This window comes from Baekduia sp., from assembly GCF_035996765.1.
GTDB lineage: Bacteria > Actinomycetota > Thermoleophilia > Solirubrobacterales > Solirubrobacteraceae > Baekduia.
Genome location: NZ_DASYJG010000080.1, coordinates 1 through 17,825, shown reverse-complemented (window position 1 = coordinate 17,825; position 17,825 = coordinate 1). Strand labels below are relative to the sequence as shown.

The 17,825-nt window shown below is 71.4% G+C and carries 16 protein-coding genes; 4 read left to right on the top strand and 12 right to left on the bottom strand.

What is annotated here, in order from left to right:
• Positions 1-8: 8 nt before the first annotated feature.
• From VGO10_RS17765 to VGO10_RS17745, 5 genes are all read right to left on the bottom strand, one after another.
• Positions 9-2,108 (bottom strand): O-antigen ligase family protein, encoded by a 2,100-nt coding sequence (locus tag VGO10_RS17765; protein WP_327470847.1) that lies wholly within the window; start codon positions 2,106-2,108, stop codon positions 9-11.
• A gap of 67 nt (positions 2,109-2,175) precedes the next feature.
• Entirely contained in the window at positions 2,176-2,781 is a 606-nt protein-coding gene (locus VGO10_RS17760) for a hypothetical protein (RefSeq protein WP_327470845.1), read from the bottom strand.
• Positions 2,782-2,845: 64 nt separating this feature from the next.
• A complete protein-coding gene (locus tag VGO10_RS17755; protein ID WP_327470843.1) occupies positions 2,846-3,940 on the bottom strand; it encodes a glycosyltransferase family 4 protein in 1,095 nt (364 codons plus the stop codon).
• Entirely contained in the window at positions 3,937-5,097 is a 1,161-nt protein-coding gene (locus tag VGO10_RS17750) for a glycosyltransferase (protein ID WP_327470841.1), read from the bottom strand. The genes VGO10_RS17755 and VGO10_RS17750 overlap by 4 nt, the downstream gene beginning before the upstream one ends.
• 84 nt (positions 5,098-5,181) lie before the next feature.
• Positions 5,182-6,861 carry a glycosyltransferase gene (locus VGO10_RS17745; protein ID WP_327470839.1) on the bottom strand — a complete coding sequence of 560 codons (1,680 nt, stop codon included), beginning with the start codon at positions 6,859-6,861 and terminating at the stop codon, positions 5,182-5,184.
• A gap of 157 nt (positions 6,862-7,018) precedes the next feature.
• Between VGO10_RS17745 and VGO10_RS17740 the strand changes: the two genes are divergently transcribed.
• Together VGO10_RS17740 and VGO10_RS17735 are read left to right on the top strand one after the other, a co-directional pair.
• Positions 7,019-8,155: a glycosyltransferase family 4 protein gene (locus tag VGO10_RS17740; protein ID WP_327470837.1), complete on the top strand. Its 1,137-nt coding sequence runs from the start codon at positions 7,019-7,021 to the stop codon at positions 8,153-8,155.
• Positions 8,156-8,210: 55 nt separating this feature from the next.
• Positions 8,211-9,149, top strand: a complete 939-nt coding sequence (locus tag VGO10_RS17735) for an NAD-dependent epimerase/dehydratase family protein (protein WP_327470835.1) — start codon at positions 8,211-8,213, stop codon at positions 9,147-9,149.
• A 56-nt stretch (positions 9,150-9,205) separates the two neighbouring features.
• Here VGO10_RS17735 and VGO10_RS17730 read toward each other — a convergent pair whose 3' ends face one another.
• The 5 genes from VGO10_RS17730 to VGO10_RS17710 all read right to left on the bottom strand — a co-directional run bounded on the left by VGO10_RS17730 (position 9,206) and on the right by VGO10_RS17710 (position 13,501).
• Positions 9,206-9,481, bottom strand: a complete 276-nt coding sequence (locus tag VGO10_RS17730) for a hypothetical protein (RefSeq protein ID WP_327470832.1) — start codon at positions 9,479-9,481, stop codon at positions 9,206-9,208.
• Positions 9,482-9,523: 42 nt separating this feature from the next.
• Entirely contained in the window at positions 9,524-10,492 is a 969-nt protein-coding gene (locus tag VGO10_RS17725; protein WP_327470830.1) for an NAD-dependent epimerase/dehydratase family protein, read from the bottom strand.
• 633 nt (positions 10,493-11,125) lie between these two features.
• Positions 11,126-11,263: a hypothetical protein gene (locus VGO10_RS17720; RefSeq protein ID WP_327470828.1), complete on the bottom strand. Its 138-nt coding sequence runs from the start codon at positions 11,261-11,263 to the stop codon at positions 11,126-11,128.
• A 112-nt stretch (positions 11,264-11,375) separates the two neighbouring features.
• Positions 11,376-12,632: a nucleotide sugar dehydrogenase gene (locus VGO10_RS17715; protein ID WP_327470826.1), complete on the bottom strand. Its 1,257-nt coding sequence runs from the start codon at positions 12,630-12,632 to the stop codon at positions 11,376-11,378.
• Between the two features lie 23 nt (positions 12,633-12,655).
• Positions 12,656-13,501: a WecB/TagA/CpsF family glycosyltransferase gene (locus VGO10_RS17710; protein WP_327470824.1), complete on the bottom strand. Its 846-nt coding sequence runs from the start codon at positions 13,499-13,501 to the stop codon at positions 12,656-12,658.
• 154 nt (positions 13,502-13,655) lie between these two features.
• Between VGO10_RS17710 and VGO10_RS17705 the strand changes: the two genes are divergently transcribed.
• A complete protein-coding gene (locus VGO10_RS17705; protein ID WP_327470822.1) occupies positions 13,656-14,621 on the top strand; it encodes a GDP-mannose 4,6-dehydratase in 966 nt (321 codons plus the stop codon).
• A gap of 372 nt (positions 14,622-14,993) precedes the next feature.
• Entirely contained in the window at positions 14,994-15,839 is an 846-nt protein-coding gene (locus VGO10_RS17700) for a methyltransferase domain-containing protein (RefSeq protein WP_327470820.1), read from the top strand.
• Here VGO10_RS17700 and gmd read toward each other — a convergent pair.
• Both gmd and VGO10_RS17690 read right to left on the bottom strand, forming a co-directional pair.
• Positions 15,836-16,801 carry a GDP-mannose 4,6-dehydratase gene (gmd, locus tag VGO10_RS17695; protein WP_327470818.1) on the bottom strand — a complete coding sequence of 322 codons (966 nt, stop codon included), beginning with the start codon at positions 16,799-16,801 and terminating at the stop codon, positions 15,836-15,838. The genes VGO10_RS17700 and gmd overlap by 4 nt on opposite strands.
• Position 16,802: 1 nt before the next feature.
• Positions 16,803-17,768: an NAD(P)-dependent oxidoreductase gene (locus tag VGO10_RS17690; protein WP_327470815.1), complete on the bottom strand. Its 966-nt coding sequence runs from the start codon at positions 17,766-17,768 to the stop codon at positions 16,803-16,805.
• Positions 17,769-17,825: the final 57 nt, after the last annotated feature.

The window sequence follows — 17,825 nt, the reverse complement described above, 5'->3', positions numbered from 1 at the left end:
CCGCCCGTCTAACCCTTCTTGCGATGCTTCTTGGCCTCGCGCGTGGCCTTCGCCTGAGCCTGGCGGTCGGCCTTCGCCTGGGCTTGGGTCTGCAGCAGACGCAGCGCGGCGAGGTAGTCCTGTGCGCCGGTCGGGGACTTCGGATCGAGATAGAGCGCGGGACCGAGCAGCCGCAGCGCGAGCTTGGGGTTGTTCTCCTGGTCGACGGCAAAGCGCGACAGGTACTCCCAGGTCTGCGGGTTGGACGGCTGGCGGCGGATCGCCTCGACCAGCGCGACGCGGGCGCGGTCGGGATGGTGGGCGCTGGTCTCGACCAGCGCGCGGGTCAGCAGCGGATCGATCGACAGCGGGTTCTGGTCGCCGGCCTTCTCGGTCAGCGCGACGGCCTCGGCGTAGGAGGCCGGGCCGGGCGCGATCGCGAGCGCGTCGTTGTCGGAGTCGACCGAGCGCAACGGCTGCCACGCCGCCCAGCCGGCGAGCAGCCCGAGGGCGAGCGCGGCACAGGCCAGCGCGACGTTCGGCGGCTGGCGCAGGCCCTGGGCCACCCGTGCGCCGAGCATCCGCGCATCCGGTGCGGGCTCGTCCAGCGGTCCGCGCCCGGCGACCCAGCCCGCGGCAACGAGCGCCATGACGGCGGTGCCGGGAACGAACCAGGTCCAGTCGACGAACGAGTGCACGCCGAAGACCAAGACGACGGTCGCCAGCGTGGCCATCGCGACGTGCTCGGGGCCGAAGCTCACCCGGGGGTCGAGTCCGCGTGCGCCGGCCTGCGGCGCTGCGCGGCGCGCGAAGGCCGGCAGCCGCCAGCCGAGCGTGCGGCCCGTCGCGCCGATCCACGCGACCAGCAGCAGCAGGCTCACCAGCAGGCCGAAGAGCCCAAGGTCGGCGGCGGTCTGGACGGCGTAGCCATGCGCGTGGCGCACCGCGAGGTTGTCGGTCCGGTAGCGCAGGCGCGCGGTCGCATACGCACCCGCGCCGACGCCCTGCCACGGATGGGCCCGGAAGATCTTGATCGACTCGTCCCAGTAGCGGGCCCGGACGCTGCCGACCGACGTCAGCCGGCTCGGATCGTTGAGGACCTGTGTCTGGTCGTTGGGATCGGTGAGCGACTTCCACCCGCTGGAGATCGTCCCGCCCAGGCCCTTGGACGACATCGCCAGCGCGATGACCAGGATCACCGGGACCAGCGCGAGGCCGACGATGATCGTCGCGCCCGCGCGCTTGCGGGCCGGCTCTGACGGTGCGCGCCGCGCGGCGGCGAAGCCCAGCGCCAGGCCGGCGGCCAGCAGCACGAGCACCATGATGAGCACCGCGACACCGAGCTCATGGCCCGAGGTCGTGCGCTCGTCGATCGGCACACCGTCCTTGGTCAGCGTGTCCTGCGCGAAGACCCAGCCGCTGACGACCAACGCGCCGACGGCCCCCACGGCGAGGACCGCGACGCCGCGTAGCCGCAGCGGCACGACCACGAACCAGAACGCGCAGCCGACGGCGACCGCCAGCAGCGAGCCGCGCGAGTAGGCCAGCAGGACGGTCAGCAGCAGGATCCCCATGATGGGGTAGGCCAGCGCGCTGATCGCCGCGTGGCCCGAGCGGCGCGCGCCGAGCCAGAGCGTCGGCGGCACGCCGAGTGCCGCAGTGAGGCCGACGGCGTTCCAGTAGCCGAACGGCTCGCGCAGCCGCGCGTAGACCTCGTCGGAGGCCAATGCACCGGGAAAGACCTTGGTGAGGATCGCCCAGACGCAGATCACGAACGTCGCGGTGCAGAGCGCGCCGAGCAGCCCGCTCCACCACGCTCCGACGGTTCGTGACAGGGTCACCGCACCCGCGAAGACCAACAGGTAGGAGAAGGTCCGGTTGGCTTCCAGCCAGGAGTCCGACGGCTGGATCGACCAGGTGATCGACAGCGCGGTGACGCCGGCCAGGACGGCGAAGAGGCCGATCGTGATCCCGCCCCACCAGCGGCGGGCGCTGACGGCCAGCGCGGCGAGGGCGGCGAGCACGCCGCCGACGACGTCGAGGGTGATCTCGACCTTGGTGGTCGGGTCCAGCGCGAGGCCGCCGCCGGCGCGGAGGCCGACAGCGGTCAGCGCGGCGGCGAGCGCCACGCCGAAGAGGAGCTCGGGTCCCGGCCGCCGTAACCGGCGGGGCCGGTCCGCGCTCAGGAGACGTGGATCAGGCGGGGCGGCGACTGTGGACAAGGCGTCTGGTTCCCAAGCCGGCGGCGCTCAGGCCGCCGATGGTCAGCAAGGCGAGGATGGCGAGCAGCGGCGTCGGCAGGTCGGCCACGCCGTTGGACTTCGCGCCGCCGAGCGCGCTGGGGTCGATCGGACGGCCGTCGACCTCGACCGGCGCGTCGCCCGAGGCGATGGCCTTCTTGAAGCTCGCGCGCTCCGCGGGCGTCGCGGTGTCCAGCGGATTGCCGGCGGGTGGCGCCGCGGTACCGGTGTCGCCGTTGCCGCCGCCCGAGCTGCCGGTTCCCGTGCCGACGCCGCCACCACCCCCGGAGGTGGTCCCGCCGCCTCCGCCGCCTCCGCCCGAGGACTTGCCGCCGCCGCCCAGCTGCGCGCGCTGGATCTGGCTGCGGCAGTCGCTGTACTCGTCGAGGTCGGCAGGCAGGTTGGCGAGCGCCTGCGCGTAGTCCTTCTGGGAGTAGTGGCCGTCCAGGGTGCCGTCCGCGCAGTCCGTGAACAGGGCCTTCGTGCTCGCGTGCGCGAGGCCCGGCGCGGCGAGCGCGAGCAGGAGGGCGAGGGCGGTGGCGATCCGGAGGCGGAGGCGCAAGGTCTTACGCGGGCCTCCGTCGTGACGATCGTGATGGAGCTGGAGTCCCTGCTGAGCGGACACGTTACCTGTCCCCTTCCTGGCTCGCGCCCACGCTCACCAATGCCGAGGAGACGCCGGCGGCCCACGCGTCGAACGTGAAGGCGGCGGCATCCTGTGCGGCGGCGGCGCCGAGGCGGGCCCGCAGAGCGGGATCCTCGCGCAGCCTGCGCAGCGCGCCGGCGAGCGCGGCGGTGTCCCCGGCGGGGACGACCAAGCCGTTGCGCTCGTGGCGCACGAGGTCTCCGGCGGCGGCGCCGACGGCGGTGGTGGCGATGACGGGCAGTCGTTGGTGCATGGCTTCGTTGGCCACCAGCCCCCAGGGTTCGAGGAAGTCGCGGGTGGTGATGGCCGACATCACCAGGACGTCTGCGCCGGCATAGAAGTTGCGCAGCGTCGTCGGATCCAGGCGGCCGGCGCGATGGACCCCGGGCGATGGTGGGCCGTGTTCGCTCTCCGTTTCCCCTAGGAGGGTGAGCGCCTCCGTGGGTGGTCCGAACTCTGACAGGCGCCAGGCGTGCTGGAGCTCCGGGATTCCCTTGTAGCGCGCGGGGCGGCCGACGTTGAGCGCGACGAACTCGGCGCCGTCTGGCCGGGTGGCGCGGGCGGCGGCTGGGTCGACGGTTGCCGACCAGAAGGCGACGTCGACGGCCTGGGGCGCGACGTGGACGTTGCGCGCACCGCGCTGAGAGACGAACGCGCTGACGTGTGGTCCGTAGGTGATGGTCGCGTCGGCGCGGCGGTAGAGCGTGCGCAGCAGCGGCGTGCCGGCGATGGTGAAGACGGCGGTGCGCGGGTGGGCCCAGAGCGCGGTCCAGAGCAGGAAGGGGACGCGCGCGCGGCGGGCACCGGCGAATGCCGCGGGGAGCGCGGTGCGGCCTGCGGTTCCGGCGATGACCGCGCGGTAGCGGCCCGAGGCGGCCAAGGTGTAGGCCTCGCGCTGGCTGATGGCGCGGTGGGGGATGCCGGGGTCCTCGACGCTCGTGGTGGCGTGGTGGGAGCGCCCGCCGAAGAGCGCGAGCTCGAGGTTCTCGCGGTGGTGGAGGGCCTGGAAGGCCCCGGCGCGATCCGGGGCGACGAGGTTGGTGATCAGCAGGACCGGCCGCGCGTCGGCGCTCATCCGCTGACGGCCTCTTCGTAGGCCGCGACGGTCGCGGCGCCGCAGGCGTCCCAGGTGAAGTGCGCGGCCACGGTCGCTTGGGCGGCCGCGCCGATCCGCGTGCCCCAGTCGGCGTCGAGCAGGTGATCGATCTCGCGCGCCAGCGCCTCGGGGTCGGCGGGCGGCACGAGGCGCATCCCGTGGCCGAGGCTGGCGATGTCCTCCGGGCCGGGCTCGCCGCGCGAGCCGATCGCCGGCAGGCCGGCCGCCATCGCCTCGACGTAGGCCACGCCAAAGGCCTCATCGGTTGAGGGCATGACGAAGATCGAGGCGTCGCGGCCGCGTTTGAGCGCCTCCTCATGCGGCAGCGGGCCGGTGAACTCCACGCGCTCGGTGAGCCCCAGCTGACGGGCGGTCAGCGCGAGCGCGTCGCGCTCCGGGCCGTCGCCGATCAGCCGGTAGCGCAGGTCGGGGCGGCGGTCGCGCAGGATCCACATCGCGCGCAGGACGTCGGCCTGGCGCTTGCGGGCGATCAGTTGGCCGACGGTGACCAGCGTTGGCGCGGCGGGCGGGCGGCGCTCCATCGGGATCAGGTCGGTGCCGAGATGGACGATGCGCGTCGTCCGCGCGCCGAGGTCGTGACAGGCGCGCTCGATCCCCATCGAGTTGGCGAGCACGATCCGCGCGGCGCGGAAGGCGCGCTCCACGCGGGTCCGACCGGCAGGCGTGCGGGCGGTGTGGAAGACGTCGCCGCCGTGCTCGGAGATGACCATCGGCGTCCGGTCGCGCGTGTGCAGCAGCGCGTCGGCGGCCGGGACAGCGTAGTGCGCGTGAAGCACGTCATAGGAGAACTCGCGGCGGATGCGGCGCAACTCGAGCGCGAGGCCGGGCGCGGCGAACGCGCCCCAGTGCGCGTAGCTGCGCCCCCGCGGCGGGGAGACGAACTTCAGGTAGCGGACGTCGAGCCCGTCGAGTTGTTGATGTCCTGGTTGGCTGAGCGCGGCGCGCCACGCGTCGGGCTCGCGGAAGCGCGCAGCGGGCGCGATCGGGCGGTGCAGGACGACGACGCGCACCTCGGCGCCGTGGTCGCGGGCGGCGAGCGCCTGGCGGTGGGCCCAGATGCCGAGCGCCGGATCGGCGACGCGCGGATAGAACTCGGCGACGACTAAGACCTTCAAGGGCGGAGCCTCGCCCAGAGGGCTCGTTCCGCGGGCGCGAGCTCGCGCGGGCGCTCGCTCGCACGGCCGTCTAGGGACCAACCCCTATGCATTGCCGACCCTGTGCGTTGCCAGCGTGCGGACCTCGTCGCGGGCGACGTAGGGGCGGCCGTCGAGGAAGCGCCGCGCCTCGGCGGCGGCGGTCTCACGCGGGTAGTCGGAGGCGGCGGGCCGGATCGTGTGGCCGATGGGGGTGGCGTCGACGACGCCGATCGGCCAGCCGCGCTCCCGCGCGACGGCGCTCCAGTGCGCGTCCAGGCCCCAGCCCATCTTGAGCTCCTTGGGGAAGGGCAGCAGCGCGGCCGCGGCGGCGGCGTCAAACGCGGTGAGCGGGCCGATCTCGACGAAGTTCGTCTCGCGCCAGTCGCTGCCCGCGCGCCGGCGCGTCACGTCCCAGGCGGCATGGGAATGGCGGCGATGGGCGGGCTGGGCGAGGCGCAGGCCGCCGGCCTCGGCACAGGCGAGGAAGGTGTTCAAGAAGTCGCGCGGGAGCGCGACGTCGTCGTCGCTGACGAGGATCCAGTCGAAGCTCGCGAGCTCGTGGCGGGCCAGCAGCGCGTCGAGGTTCTCGAACTTGCCGAGGCCGGGTGCGGCGGGCCCGATGTCGATTGTCACGTCGTGGCGGGAGCGCAGCAGCTCGGCGCGGGCTTGGGCCATCACGTTGGGGACGTCGTGGCGCTCAACGCCGACGACGAGCACGCGGCGGCGCGGCGCGGCCGCCGTCGCGGTGCGCAGGCGGCGGGCCTTGGCCGGCAGCGCGGCGAGGTCGAGCAGCGCGTCGTGGGCGCGCAGCAGGCGGCCGCGCTTGCCGGCGACGTAGCCGCTGCGGCCCGAGAGGAAGTCGTCGACGCCGGCGGTGGCCGGCGGCGTGGGCGGCAGCGCGAGGCGCTCGTCGAGCAAAGAGCGCAGGCGACCGAGCGAATGAGCGGTGAGGATCGGCCCGTTGGCGCAGCGGAAGCGCGGGCCGTGCAGCGCGCAGCCGGCGAGGACGCGCAACTCCTCGCGCGGCGTGGGTGCGGTGTTCTTGAAGACGTCGAAGCGGCGCGACGCGCGGCCTCGACGGTAGGCGGCGCGGGACAGGGCGCTGATGCGCGCGTCGGCGCCGACACGGCGGTGGTCGAGCGCGGCGCCGGCGATGTAGCGCAGGCGGCCGCCGCCGGCCTTCAGCCGTGCCTGCCACTCCTGCTCGTCGCCGTAGAGCTCGCGGCCTTCGTCGAACGGGCCGGTGCGCTGCAGTGCGGCCCGGCGCACCGCCATGTTCGCGCCCCAAGCGTGGTCGCAGTCGCGATCCTGGGGGCCGAGGTCGAGATGGGTGATCGGCGGGTCTTCCCGGCCGCAGAAGGACAGATCGCGACCGTCGAAGCGGGCGAGGATCGGCCCGGTGAAGACGCCGACGTCGACCGGCTGGGACGCATCGGCGACGATCAGCGACGCGAGCCAGCCGGCGTGGACCTCGACGTCGTCGTCGACGTAGGCCAGCAGCGGCGCCGTCGTCTCGCGCGCGCCCGTGTTTCTGGCGGCGTTGAGCCCGAGCGAGCGATCGTGGGCGACATAGCGCGCACCGTGGCGCTCGGCGACCGCGCGGGTCGCGGCGCTGGGACCGTCGTCGACGACGAGCACGTCGGCGCCGAGCGCCTTGGCCTGGCCGACGATCGACGCGAGCGCGACATCGAGGTACGCGGGGCGCCCGGCGGTGGGGAGGATGACGGCTGCGGGCGCGGGCACTGGCCCGACGGACGTTAGTGGAGGAAGCTCCGGTGGCGAGCGACGCTTCTGACGCAGTGCGCGCATCCTCTGTCGCAGAGACATTGAGCCCTCATTGAGGGGTCTGACCCTCAACGAGGGCTCAATGAACTTTGCGTCGCTGTAGCGTCGCGCGCTCGTGATCCTCTTCTTGCACAACCGGTACCGCATGCACGGCGGTGAGGAGCGCGTGGTGGAGGACCTCGCGTGGCTCGTGCGCGAGCACCTGGGCGAGGAGGCCGAGGTGCTGGAGCGCGACAGCGCGGTGTTGGGACGGGCGCGGGCAGCTGCGGGGTTGCTGCGTGGCGGGCTGGCACCCGAGGAGGTCGCCGCAGCGGTGCGGCGCACCGGCGCGCGCATCGTTCACGCGCACAACCTCACGCCGAGCCTCGGCCCGCGGGCGCTGGAGGCGGCGCGGGCGGCGGGTGCGCGAACGGTGCTGCACCTCCACAACTACCGCTTGGTCTGCGCGGTCGGGACGTGCGTGAACCCGGCGGGCGAGGACTGCACGCGCTGCCATGGGCGCGACACGCTCCCGGGCCTACGGTTGAACTGCCGCGGCGGGCGCGTCGAGGCGGTGACCTATGCGGCGGCGATTGCCGTCCATCAGCGGCGGCTGGTCGCGGCGGCAGATGCGGTGGTGGTGCCGAGCGTCGCGGCGCGGGAACGATTGGCGGTGCTCGGTGCTCCGGGCGCGGCGGGGGCGCACGTGCTCGGCCATGTGGTGCGGACGTTCGTCGACGCTGTGCCCGTGGCGCGCGCGATGCCTCCGCGGGCGCTGGTGGTCTCCCGCCTCGCTCGCGAGAAAGGAGTCGACCTGGCCATCGACGCCTGCGCGCGCGCCGGGTTGCCGCTGACGGTCTGCGGCGATGGCCCGCTCGCCGGCGAGCTGCGCGCGCACGCCGCGGTTGTCGGCGGCGACGTCACCTTCACCGGCCGCGTCGATGCCGCCGAGCTCGCGCGCCTGCGCGCCGAGGCCTCCGTGGCCCTCGTCCCCTCGCGCGCGCACGAGACCTTCGGCCTCGCCGCCGTCGAGGCACTCGCCGCGGGCCTGCCCGTCGTCGCGACCCGCAGCGGCGCCCTGGCCGAGCTGGAGGGCGACGTCACGCTGGTCGAGCCCGGCGACGTCGCGGGGCTGGCCGTCGCCGCCCGCGCGGTCGCCGAGGAGCCGGACGCCGGCGCCCGCGCGCTGGCGGCGGCCCGCCGGCGTGCCGCCCCCGAGGTCGTCGCACCGCGCCTGGCCGCGCTCTACCACGTCGTCGCGCCGCGCCGCTGACCTGGCCGAGAGGCCAGCGTCCTCGGCGACCGGACTTGTAGCCTCCGGCGCTCTCATGCGTGCACTCGTCACCGGCGGCGCCGGCTTCATCGGATCAAACCTCGTCGACGCGCTCCTGGACCAGGGCGCGGACGTCGATGTGGTCGACACGCTCGTCACCGGGCGCCGAAGCAACCTCGAGGCCGGGGCCCTGGATCGTGGCGCACGGCTGCACGAGGTCGACATCACCGACGCGCCAGCGCTCAACGCGCTGGTCGCCGACATCGCGCCCGACGTGATCTACCACCTCGCCGCCCAGATCGACGTGCGCAAGTCGATCGAGGACCCGGGCTTCGACGCGTCGGTCAACGTGGTCGGCACGATCAACGTGCTCGAGGCCGCCCGCCTGGCCGGCGTCGGCCGCGTCGTCAACACCTCGACGGGCGGCGCGATCTACGGCGATGCCGACACGATCCCCTCCAATGAGACGACCACGCCGCTGCCGATGGCCGCCTACGGCCAGAGCAAATTCTGCGCCGAGCGCTACCTCGGCTGGTACGGGCGCCTCTACGGGCAGAGCAACGTGACGCTGCGGCTCGGCAACGTCTTCGGTCCGCGCCAGGATCCGATGGGCGAGGCCGGCGTCATCGCGATCTTCTGCGGCAAGCTCCGCGACGGCACGCACCCGACGATCTACGGCGACGGCACGCAGACGCGCGACTACGTCTACGTCGGCGACGTCGTCCGCGCGCAGCTCGCCGCGGGTCAGTCGTCGGTCACGGGCGAGATCAACGTCGGCACGGGCCGGGAGACGTCGGTGCTCGACATCGTCGAGGTCATGAAGGAGCTCGAGCCCGAGGCGGCGGCGGCCTTCGACCCTGCCTTCGAGGACGCTCGCCTCGGCGAGATCGAGCGCTCCTGCCTCGACGTCACGCGCGCCCGCGAGGAGCTGGGCTTCGAGGCCCAGACGACCTTGCGCGACGGGATGCGCGCGACGCTCGAAGCGACGCCGTAGGTCGCGGCCGTCGCGCCCTTGCGGGCGCGACGCCGCAGTGGGAGCAGAGCGCCGTCTTACGCCACGCCGGCGGGCGTCGCCGGCATCTCGGAGTTGACGCCGGTCGTCGACGGTGCCGCGTGCTGCTCATGGTGAGCGGCGCTGCGCTTTTTGGCGACAACCGCGGCGGTGCCGACGGCGGCGGCAGGCACGGCGACCCTGGCGGCCCGCTTGCCCGCGATCCAGGCGACGCGCGCCTTCAGGAACGTCCAGGCGGCCGAGCCGGCCTTGCCCGCGGCGCTCGCGGCGCGCTGCTTCTTGGTCTGGCGGCGACGGATGGAGATGATGGCCATGTCCATTGCGCTACCCGGCCCTCAGGCACGCAAACGCCGGTCTCAGGCAGCCGGCATGGCGCTGCGCAGCCAGTCCGCCGTCTGACGGACGCCCTCGCGCACGCCTATCTGGGCCTTCCAGCCCAGCAGCTTCTCGGCCTTCTCGACGCTCGGCCAGCGACGCACGACGTCGACCGGATAGGTCGGCAGGTGCTCGAGCGCAAACGCCTCCGGATCGCGCCCGGTCTCGTCCCAGATGACGCGCGCGATCTCGGCGACCGTCATCTCGTCGGCGGCGGAGATGTTGAAGTCCTCGTGCAACCCGGCCTCGGCGGCCATCGCGACGACGATGCCGTCGGCGATGTCGTCGATGTGGGTCAGCGTGCGCGTCTGGGTGCCGTCGCCGAAGATCGGCAGCGGCGCGCCCTCGGGCAGCGCCAGGCACTTCTTGATGACGTCGGGAACCATGTGCGCGATGCCCGGCTCGTCCTCGGGCATCTCGCCCGGGCCGTAGGCGTTGAAGGGGCGGCAGATGGTGTAGGGGAACCCATGCTCCTCGTGGGCGGCCTTCACATACACCTCGCCCGTGAGCTTGGAGAAGCCGTAGGCGCTGGCCGGGATCGGCGTGTCGTGGATGTGCGCCTCGGTCGTCGGGTACTCGGTCGCGCGCTCGAAGACCATTGAGCTCGACACGTACACGAACCGCTCCACATCGTGATCCAGCGCGGCGCGGACCACCCCGTTGTAGAGCGCGTTGTTGACCTCGGTCAGCGTGTGGGGCAGCTTGTGGAAGTTGCCGATGCCGCCGACGATCGCGGCCAGGTGGATGACATGGCTGCACCCCTGTGTTGCAGTCCGCGCCTCATCGAGGACCCGCAGATCCCCCTGATGGACCTCGCACCCTTCACGCATCCACTGCGGTGCCTCACGCTGGTCGCTGACGCGAACCTCATAGCGAGGGTCGCCGAGCAGGCGGCGGACGACAGCCGCCCCGATGGTGCCGGCTCCGCCGGTGACGAGGACGCGATTCATGCGGTCCCGGACGCTATCGCGCGGGTGGTTGTGGTGGGCGTGCGGGGTGGGCTGGGGCCCCGCGGGGCCCCAGCCCACCCTCGTTGCAGTTTCGTAACGGCCTGGGGCACGTTGACCGGGAATGTCCCGGTCAACGTGCCGGCTTGGGGTCGCGGCTCGGCGCTTAGGTGCTTCGGGCCTTGGCGTACTCTTGTTGCTGATCGACCACATCAACAACTCCGGGCGCCGGCGTTGGGGCGCTCAGCGCGACCGCTCTCTCGATGTGTTGCGTGGTCTGTCGGCACCGAGGAGCGTGAGCGGGATCGGCACCTCTCGGCGTTGGCTCGTCATCCGTTGGGCGTTTGGGCGGGGGTTCGGATGCGCTTGGCGAACGGCTGCGCGCAGGCCATTCGTATGTAAGTGCTGTCTGTGCGCACCTACATACGAACGACGCTCCGCTCAGGGCCGGATCGTGGTCCGGGCCGGTTTGAACGTCAAATGGACGTCGGAAACGACCCGGATCTCCCATCCAGGGCGCCCGCGCGGATGACAGACCAACGCCCGAGCCACCGGCCACGCCCGGCACCCCGACCAGCGTCTGCACGGAGCACCACCTGCGATACATGCCGCGGTCAGTGCCTTACGACGCCAGCCTCATTGGGCGGTCTTGGCCGGCGGATCGAGGAAGATGTGGTCGACATCGGGGATGCGCTCGAAGTGCTTGTCGCAGGATGCGAGAGGCCAACCGCGGGTGTTTGCTGTCGCGGCGATCCAGATGTCGTTGTCGGGCACTACCACCCCTGAGGTAGATGTGTCGGCAGGCGCTTCTCGCCGAGGCAGGTGTTTCGTTACTGCGCTGCGGCAGCTTCGGACCAAAGCGCGCAGACTTTGCGCGACCTACGACCTACCGCGCCCCCACGTCAGCCAGCGCCACAACCTCATCCGCATGCGCAAAGACCTGCGCGGCGCCCCAGCAGTTCCACGGATCCACGATCAATGCCTCACGCCTCGCTCCCGAAGCGATCTGCCTCAGCGCATCACCGGTGCAGAACTCCGCGTGGTTGGTTGCGATCACCACCGCGTCGGCATCCAGGACCGCCTCGCCCAAAGACGACGTCGGCGTCGGCACGTGCGGATCGTGGATCGCCACATCGGCCAGCTCGCGCTCAAGCATCCGGATCAACTTATGTGACAACGAATCGCGCTCGTCATCGGTGTCGGACTTGAACGCCAACCCCAGCACGGCGATCTTGCGCCCCGCCAGCGAACCCAGCCGCCGCTTCAACCCCTGCACCAAGAACAGCGGCACGCTCTCGTTCACGCGCGACACCGCCAAGAGCATCCCCGGGGCGTTCGAGCGCTCCTCTGAGAACGCGAAGTCCTTGCGCAAGCACGTCCCCGCCGTGAAGCCGGGCAGCTTCATCCCACCCCGCGGGTAGTCGCGGTTGATCAACTCAATGACCTCGAAGACGTTCGCGTCGTACTGCTCGCAGTCCATCATCATCAGGTTGGGCAGCGAGAACGTTGCGTAGCGCAAGATGTTGGTCCAGATCTTCGCCAGCTCGGCCTGGACCGGAGTGGTCTGCACGATCGGCGCGCCCAAGCGCTCGAACAGCTCGGCGGCGACCTCGCCGGAGCGCTCGCCGACGCCGCCGACGATGCACGGCAGCGTCGAGATCTCCTCGAAGAACTTCGCCGAGGCGATCCGCTCCGGGACGTGGGCGACGAAGACCTCCTCGCCGATCGCGAAACCGCGGTGCTTGGCGAGGTACCCGGCGACGAACTCGGTGGTGTTGGGCGCGATCGTGGAGCGCAGGTGGATCGCGTGGCCCTCACGCAGGTGCGGCAGCAGGTCGTCGAGGACCGAGCGGATCTGGCGCAGGTCGATCTCGATGTGCGACATCGCCGGCGTGCCGAGGGTGAGGACGATGTGCGTGGCGACGTGGGCGTCGGCCGCGCGCTCGGCCAGCTCGAGGCGATCGCGGACGCGGTCCAGGACCTCCTGGGCGCCGGGCTCGTCGAACGGCATCCGGCCGGCGCGCAGCGCCTCGATCCGCGCCGGGTCGTTGTCGACGCCGAGCACGCTCAGGCCGGTGTCGGCGAACGCGAGCGCGAGCGGCAGGCCGACCCGGCCCAGCCCGATGACGGCTACGTCAGTCATTGCCTCGGCAGGCTAGCGGGAGGCTAGGAAGCGAAGTCGCCACGCGCGAGGCGGCGGCGGTGGCGCGCATACTGGCGCGCGAACCCGAACACGAAGCGCGGGTTGTAGGTGAGGTAGCGCTTCCAGAGCCGGCGCGGCTCCTTGGAGAGGCGGAAGAGCCACTCCAGCCCGGCGGACTGCATCCAGGCCGGGGCCTGCGGGATCAGACCGGCGTGGAAGTCGAACGCGGCGCCGACGCCGACGAGCACCGGCGCGTCGATGCGGTCGCGCAGCGCGGCCATCCACTTCTCTTGCTTGGGCACGCCGATGCCGACCCACACGACGTCGGGCTTGGCGTGGTTGATCTCGGCCACGACGGCGTCGATCTCCTCGTCGCTGAGCGTCCGGAACGGGGGCGAGTAGCCGCCGACGACCTGCAGGCCGTCGAAGCGCCGGCGCAGGTTGAGCGCGAGCTGGACGAGCGCGCCCTGGTTGCGGCCGCCGTAGAGGAACATGCGCGCGCCGGTGAGGGCGCTGCGCTCGCAGAACTTGGCCATCAGGTCCGGGCCGTAGACGCGATTGGTGAGGTCGTGGCCGAGGGCGTTCATCGCCCAGACGACGGGCTGGCCGTCGGGCACGACGAGCGAGGCGTTGCAGACGGCGGCGCGCAGCTCGGGGTCGTCCTGGGTGGCGACCACGGTGTGGGTGGCGGCGACGCAGATGTAGCCCTTGCCCTGCTGCTGGATGGTGGCGTCCATCCAGTCCATCGTGCGCTCGTAATCGGTGAGCGCCAGCGGGACCCCGAGGACGTCGACAGTGGGCGGCGGCAGGGCAGGATCTCCGGCTAGAGCCGCACGGGCATCATCGATGGGGGCTGGGGAGAAGGGCATGCAGGTGTTACAACGCACCTACGCTCGCAAGGTTTCGCTTCTGCGTAGGACGCCTGTCCAGTTCCCTGGACACGACGGACCGTAACCCGGGGCCCGGTCGGCTTGACGTAGGCTGCCCCGCGGTGCGGTGGTCCACACAAGTCTGGCACACCTCGTGAGTGCGCGTAGGGCGCTGATTACCGGGATCGCCGGGCAGGATGGCTCGTATCTGGCCGAACTGCTGGTGGACAAGGGCTACGACGTCACGGGCGTGGTCCGGGATCCGGAAGATCGCGCGCTGCCGAACCTCGCGGGGGTGCGTGACCGGGTGGCGCTGGTCGCCGGCGACCTGCTGGACCCGATCACGCTGATCGACGCGCTCGGCGCCGTCCGGCCACACGAGATCTACCACCTGGCTGCGCCGACGTTCGTGCCGGCGTCGTGGGAGGACCCGGCTGAGGTGTTGGAGGCGATCGGCGGGGCGACGGCGACGCTGCTTGGCGCCGCTCGTCGCCTGGACTCGGAGATGCGGGTCTTCGTGGCGACGTCGTCGGAGGTCTTCGGCGACGCGGGCGAGTCACCGCAGCACGAGCGCTCACCGATGCGCCCGCGCTCGCCGTACGGCGTGGCGAAGCTCGCGGCCCACGGGCTGGTTGGCGCCCTGCGGGGGCACTTCGGGATGTTCGTGGTCAGCGGGATCACCTACAACCACGAGTCGCCGCGCCGGCCGGCGCACTTCCTGCCGCGCAAGGTCACGCGGGGCGCGGCGGCGATCGCGTTGGGGTTGGAGGAGGAACTGGTTCTCGGCGATCTCGATGCCGTGCGCGACTGGTCGCATGCGGCGGACATCGTGCGGGGGGCGTGGCTGTCGCTGCAGGCCGACGCGCCGGATGACTACGTGTTCGCGTCGGGGCTGGGTCGAACCGTCGGCGACCTCGTCAACGCCGCCTTCGCCACGGCTGGCATTTCGCCCGAAGGCCGCATCCGCATTGACCCCGCTTTCGTGCGTCCGCCCGAGCCCTGGCCTCCGGTCGGCGACCCATCGCATGCGCGCACGGCGCTGGGCTGGGCCCCCGAAATCAGCTTCGACACGTTGATCGCCGAGATGGTCGCGGCGGACCTCGCCGAGCTGCGCGCGTAGCGAACGGACGCCGCGACCCGTCTGAACACAGAAGCTGGCAGGAAGACCGGGTCTACTTCCTCGCCTTCTCCCTTGCGGGACCGGATTCTCCCCTTTACCGCGAGATCGGCCAACTCGATGTGTCAACGCCTCCCAGGCGCGATGTCGTCCTTGCCGGCCACGGAGCGCCTGGGGTAGGTGGTGGGAGGTGTCAGACAGCATTGCTGTGCGACACATAGCCTATTCGCTCAGGCGATGTCATTCCGCTGAGATCGCATATCTGAAGGCTCGCGTGTGCGGCCTACGCCGCCCGTAAGTCGCTTGAGCATGAGGATGGCGCTAAGCGCCCTGCGGGCCGCGGCGCACCGTGGAACGTCAATAGGATCGCGCCCCATGGCTATGCCTTCTCAGGTCAAGATGGGCGCGCGAGTTCTTCGTGAGCTCGGCGAATATGCTCGGGCGCTCCCAGCGAGCGACGCTCGTCACCGGCCGAGTCCGCCGGAGAGCGGACTTGTCGTCGATGTCGGCAGTGGTCAGGCGCCGCACCCGCGCGCCGACCTGATCGTCGACAAGTACGTGGCCGACGACTTCGAGCGGGGCTCAGCGCTGGTGATCGATAAGCCGCTGGTGGTCGGCGATGGACACGCGCTGCCGTTCGCCGACCATGCGTTCAGCTACATCATCACCTCGCATGTCCTTGAGCACGCGACCGATCCGGTCGTCTTCGCGTCCGAGATGCAGCGAGTCGCGGAGGCGGGCTTCATCCAGGTTCCCGGCCGTCGAGCGGAGCTGACCTTCGGGTGGCCCTTCCATCCGTGGCTGATCGATCGCGAGGGTTCCGCGCTCGTCTTCTGCCCGCGCGGCGAGGCCAAGGCGCCGGACGGGGACTACTTCCATCGCGCGTTTACCGACTCGGCGGTGTTCGCCCTCTGGTTTGCCGCTCATCGCGACGATTGGCATCACAGCGTGCACTGGGAGCGCTCGTTCGACGTGCGCGTCGAGGGAGCCAGCGCGGCGCCTCAGACGGCTGACCTCGACGTTGAGTTGACACTGCGCACGCTTAACGAGATGTCGGTCGTCGGTCCGACCGGCGCCTTGCGTGCCACGCTTCGCTGCCCGGCCGACCACGGCGTCCTCGCCGACGAGCCCAGCGCGCTGCACTGCGAGAGCTGCGGGCGCTCTTACCCCGTCGCCAATGGCGTGCCGGTGCTGCTGGCCGAGGCGGCAACGACCGCTTAGCTACCCAGCAGCTCGAGATCCGCCCGCGTCATCAGGCGGATGAGCTCCTCGAAGCTCGTCTTCGGCTCCCAGCCGAGGTCCTTCTTGGCCTTGGCCGGTGAGCCGATCAACTGGTCGACCTCGGCGGGGCGCAGGAACTGCGGGTCGATGTGGACGTAGCGGTCGACGTCGTCGCCGAGGCCCGCCTCGTCGAGCGCGATCCGCACGCAGTCGCGGACGGTGTGGATCTTGCCCGTGGCGATCACGTAGTCATCGGCCTTGTCCTGCTGGAGCATCAACCACATGGCCTCAACGAAGTCCTTGGCGTAGCCCCAGTCGCGCTCGGCGTCGAGGTTGCCCAAGGACATGTTCTTGCGCAGGCCGTGCTTGATGGCCGCCGCGTGCCAGGTGATCTTGCGGGTGACGAACTCGAGGCCGCGGCGCGGGGACTCGTGGTTGAAGAGGATGCCGCTGGTCGCATGCAAGTCATAGGACTCGCGGTAGTTGACCGTGATGAAGTGGCCGTAGGCCTTGGCCACGCCGTAGGGCGAGCGGGGGTAGAACGGCGTGCTCTCGGTCTGCGGAACCTCAAGGACCTTCCCGAACATCTCGCTCGACGACGCCTGGTAGAAGCGGGCCTCGGGGCAGACCTCGCGCATGGCCTCGAGGACGCGCGTGACGCCCACGCCGGTGAACTCGGCGGTCAGCGTCGGCTGGATCCACGAGACCGCGACGAAGCTCATCGCGGCCAGGTTGTAGATCTCGTCCGGCGCCGAGGCGCGCATCGTGTCGGTCAGCGAGCGGTGGTCGAGCAGGTCGCCCTGGTGCAGGGTGATCCGATCGCGCAGGTGCTCGATGCGGTCGAACTTCTCCGTCGAGGCGCGGCGGACCATGCCGTGCACCTCGTAGCCCTTCTCGAGCAGCAGCTCGGCGAGGTAGGACCCGTCCTGCCCGGTGATGCCCGTGATCAGCGCGGTCGGCATGTCATGCGACAGCCTGCTCGCGGGAGCGCAGCCAGTCGGCGGTCTGGCGGATGCCCTCCTCGACGCCGATCCGGGCGCGCCAGCCGAGCAGCTGCTCGGCCTTCTCGACGGACGGCCAGCGCCGCACGACGTCGACCTCGAAGCTCGGGAGGTGCTCGAACTCGAGCGTGTCAGGGTCGTTCCCGCACGCCGCCCAGCAGATGCGCGCGATCTCGGCGACGGTGAGCTCGTCGCTCGCCGAGATGTTGAAGTCCTCGTTCAGGCCCGCCTCGTGGCCGGTCGCGACCACGATCCCGTCGGCGATGTCGTCGACGTGCGTGAGCGTGCGCGTGTGCTCGCCGGTGCCGAAGATGGGCAGCGGCTTCAGGCGCTTGAGCGACTTGCGGATCAGGTCCGGCACGGCGTGCGCGATGCCCGGCTCGTCGTCGGGCATCTCACCCGGCCCGTAGGCGTTGAACGGGCGGCAGATGGTGAACGGCAGCCCGTGCTCGGCGTGCGCCGCGCGGCAGTAGACCTCACCCGTGAGCTTCGAGAAGCCGTAGGCGGAGATCGGCGTCGGGCACTCCGGCAGGTAGTCCTCGCGCGTCGGGTACTGCTGTGCCTGCTCGAAGACCATGCTCGAGCTCACGTACGTGAAGCGCTCGACGTCCTCGTCCAGCGCCGCGCGGAAGACGGCGTTGTAGAGCGCGTTGTTGACCTCGGTGAGCGTGTGCGGGAGCTTGTGGAAGTTCGCGATCCCGCCGACGATCGCCGCCAGGTGGATGACGTGCGTGCACCCGCGCATCGCCTTGCGCGCCTCGTCGAGTACGCGCAGGTCGCCGACGTGGATCTCGCAGCCCTCGCGCATCCACACCGGCGCGTCGCGTTGGTCGGACACGCGGACCTCGAAGTCGGGGTCGCGCAGCAGGCGCCGGACGACGGCGGCGCCGATGGTTCCGGCGCCGCCTGTGACGAGTACGCGGCTCATGCGACTGCCGCGCTTTCGACGGACGGCGTCTCCAGCGTCCGGGTGGCGCTTCGACGG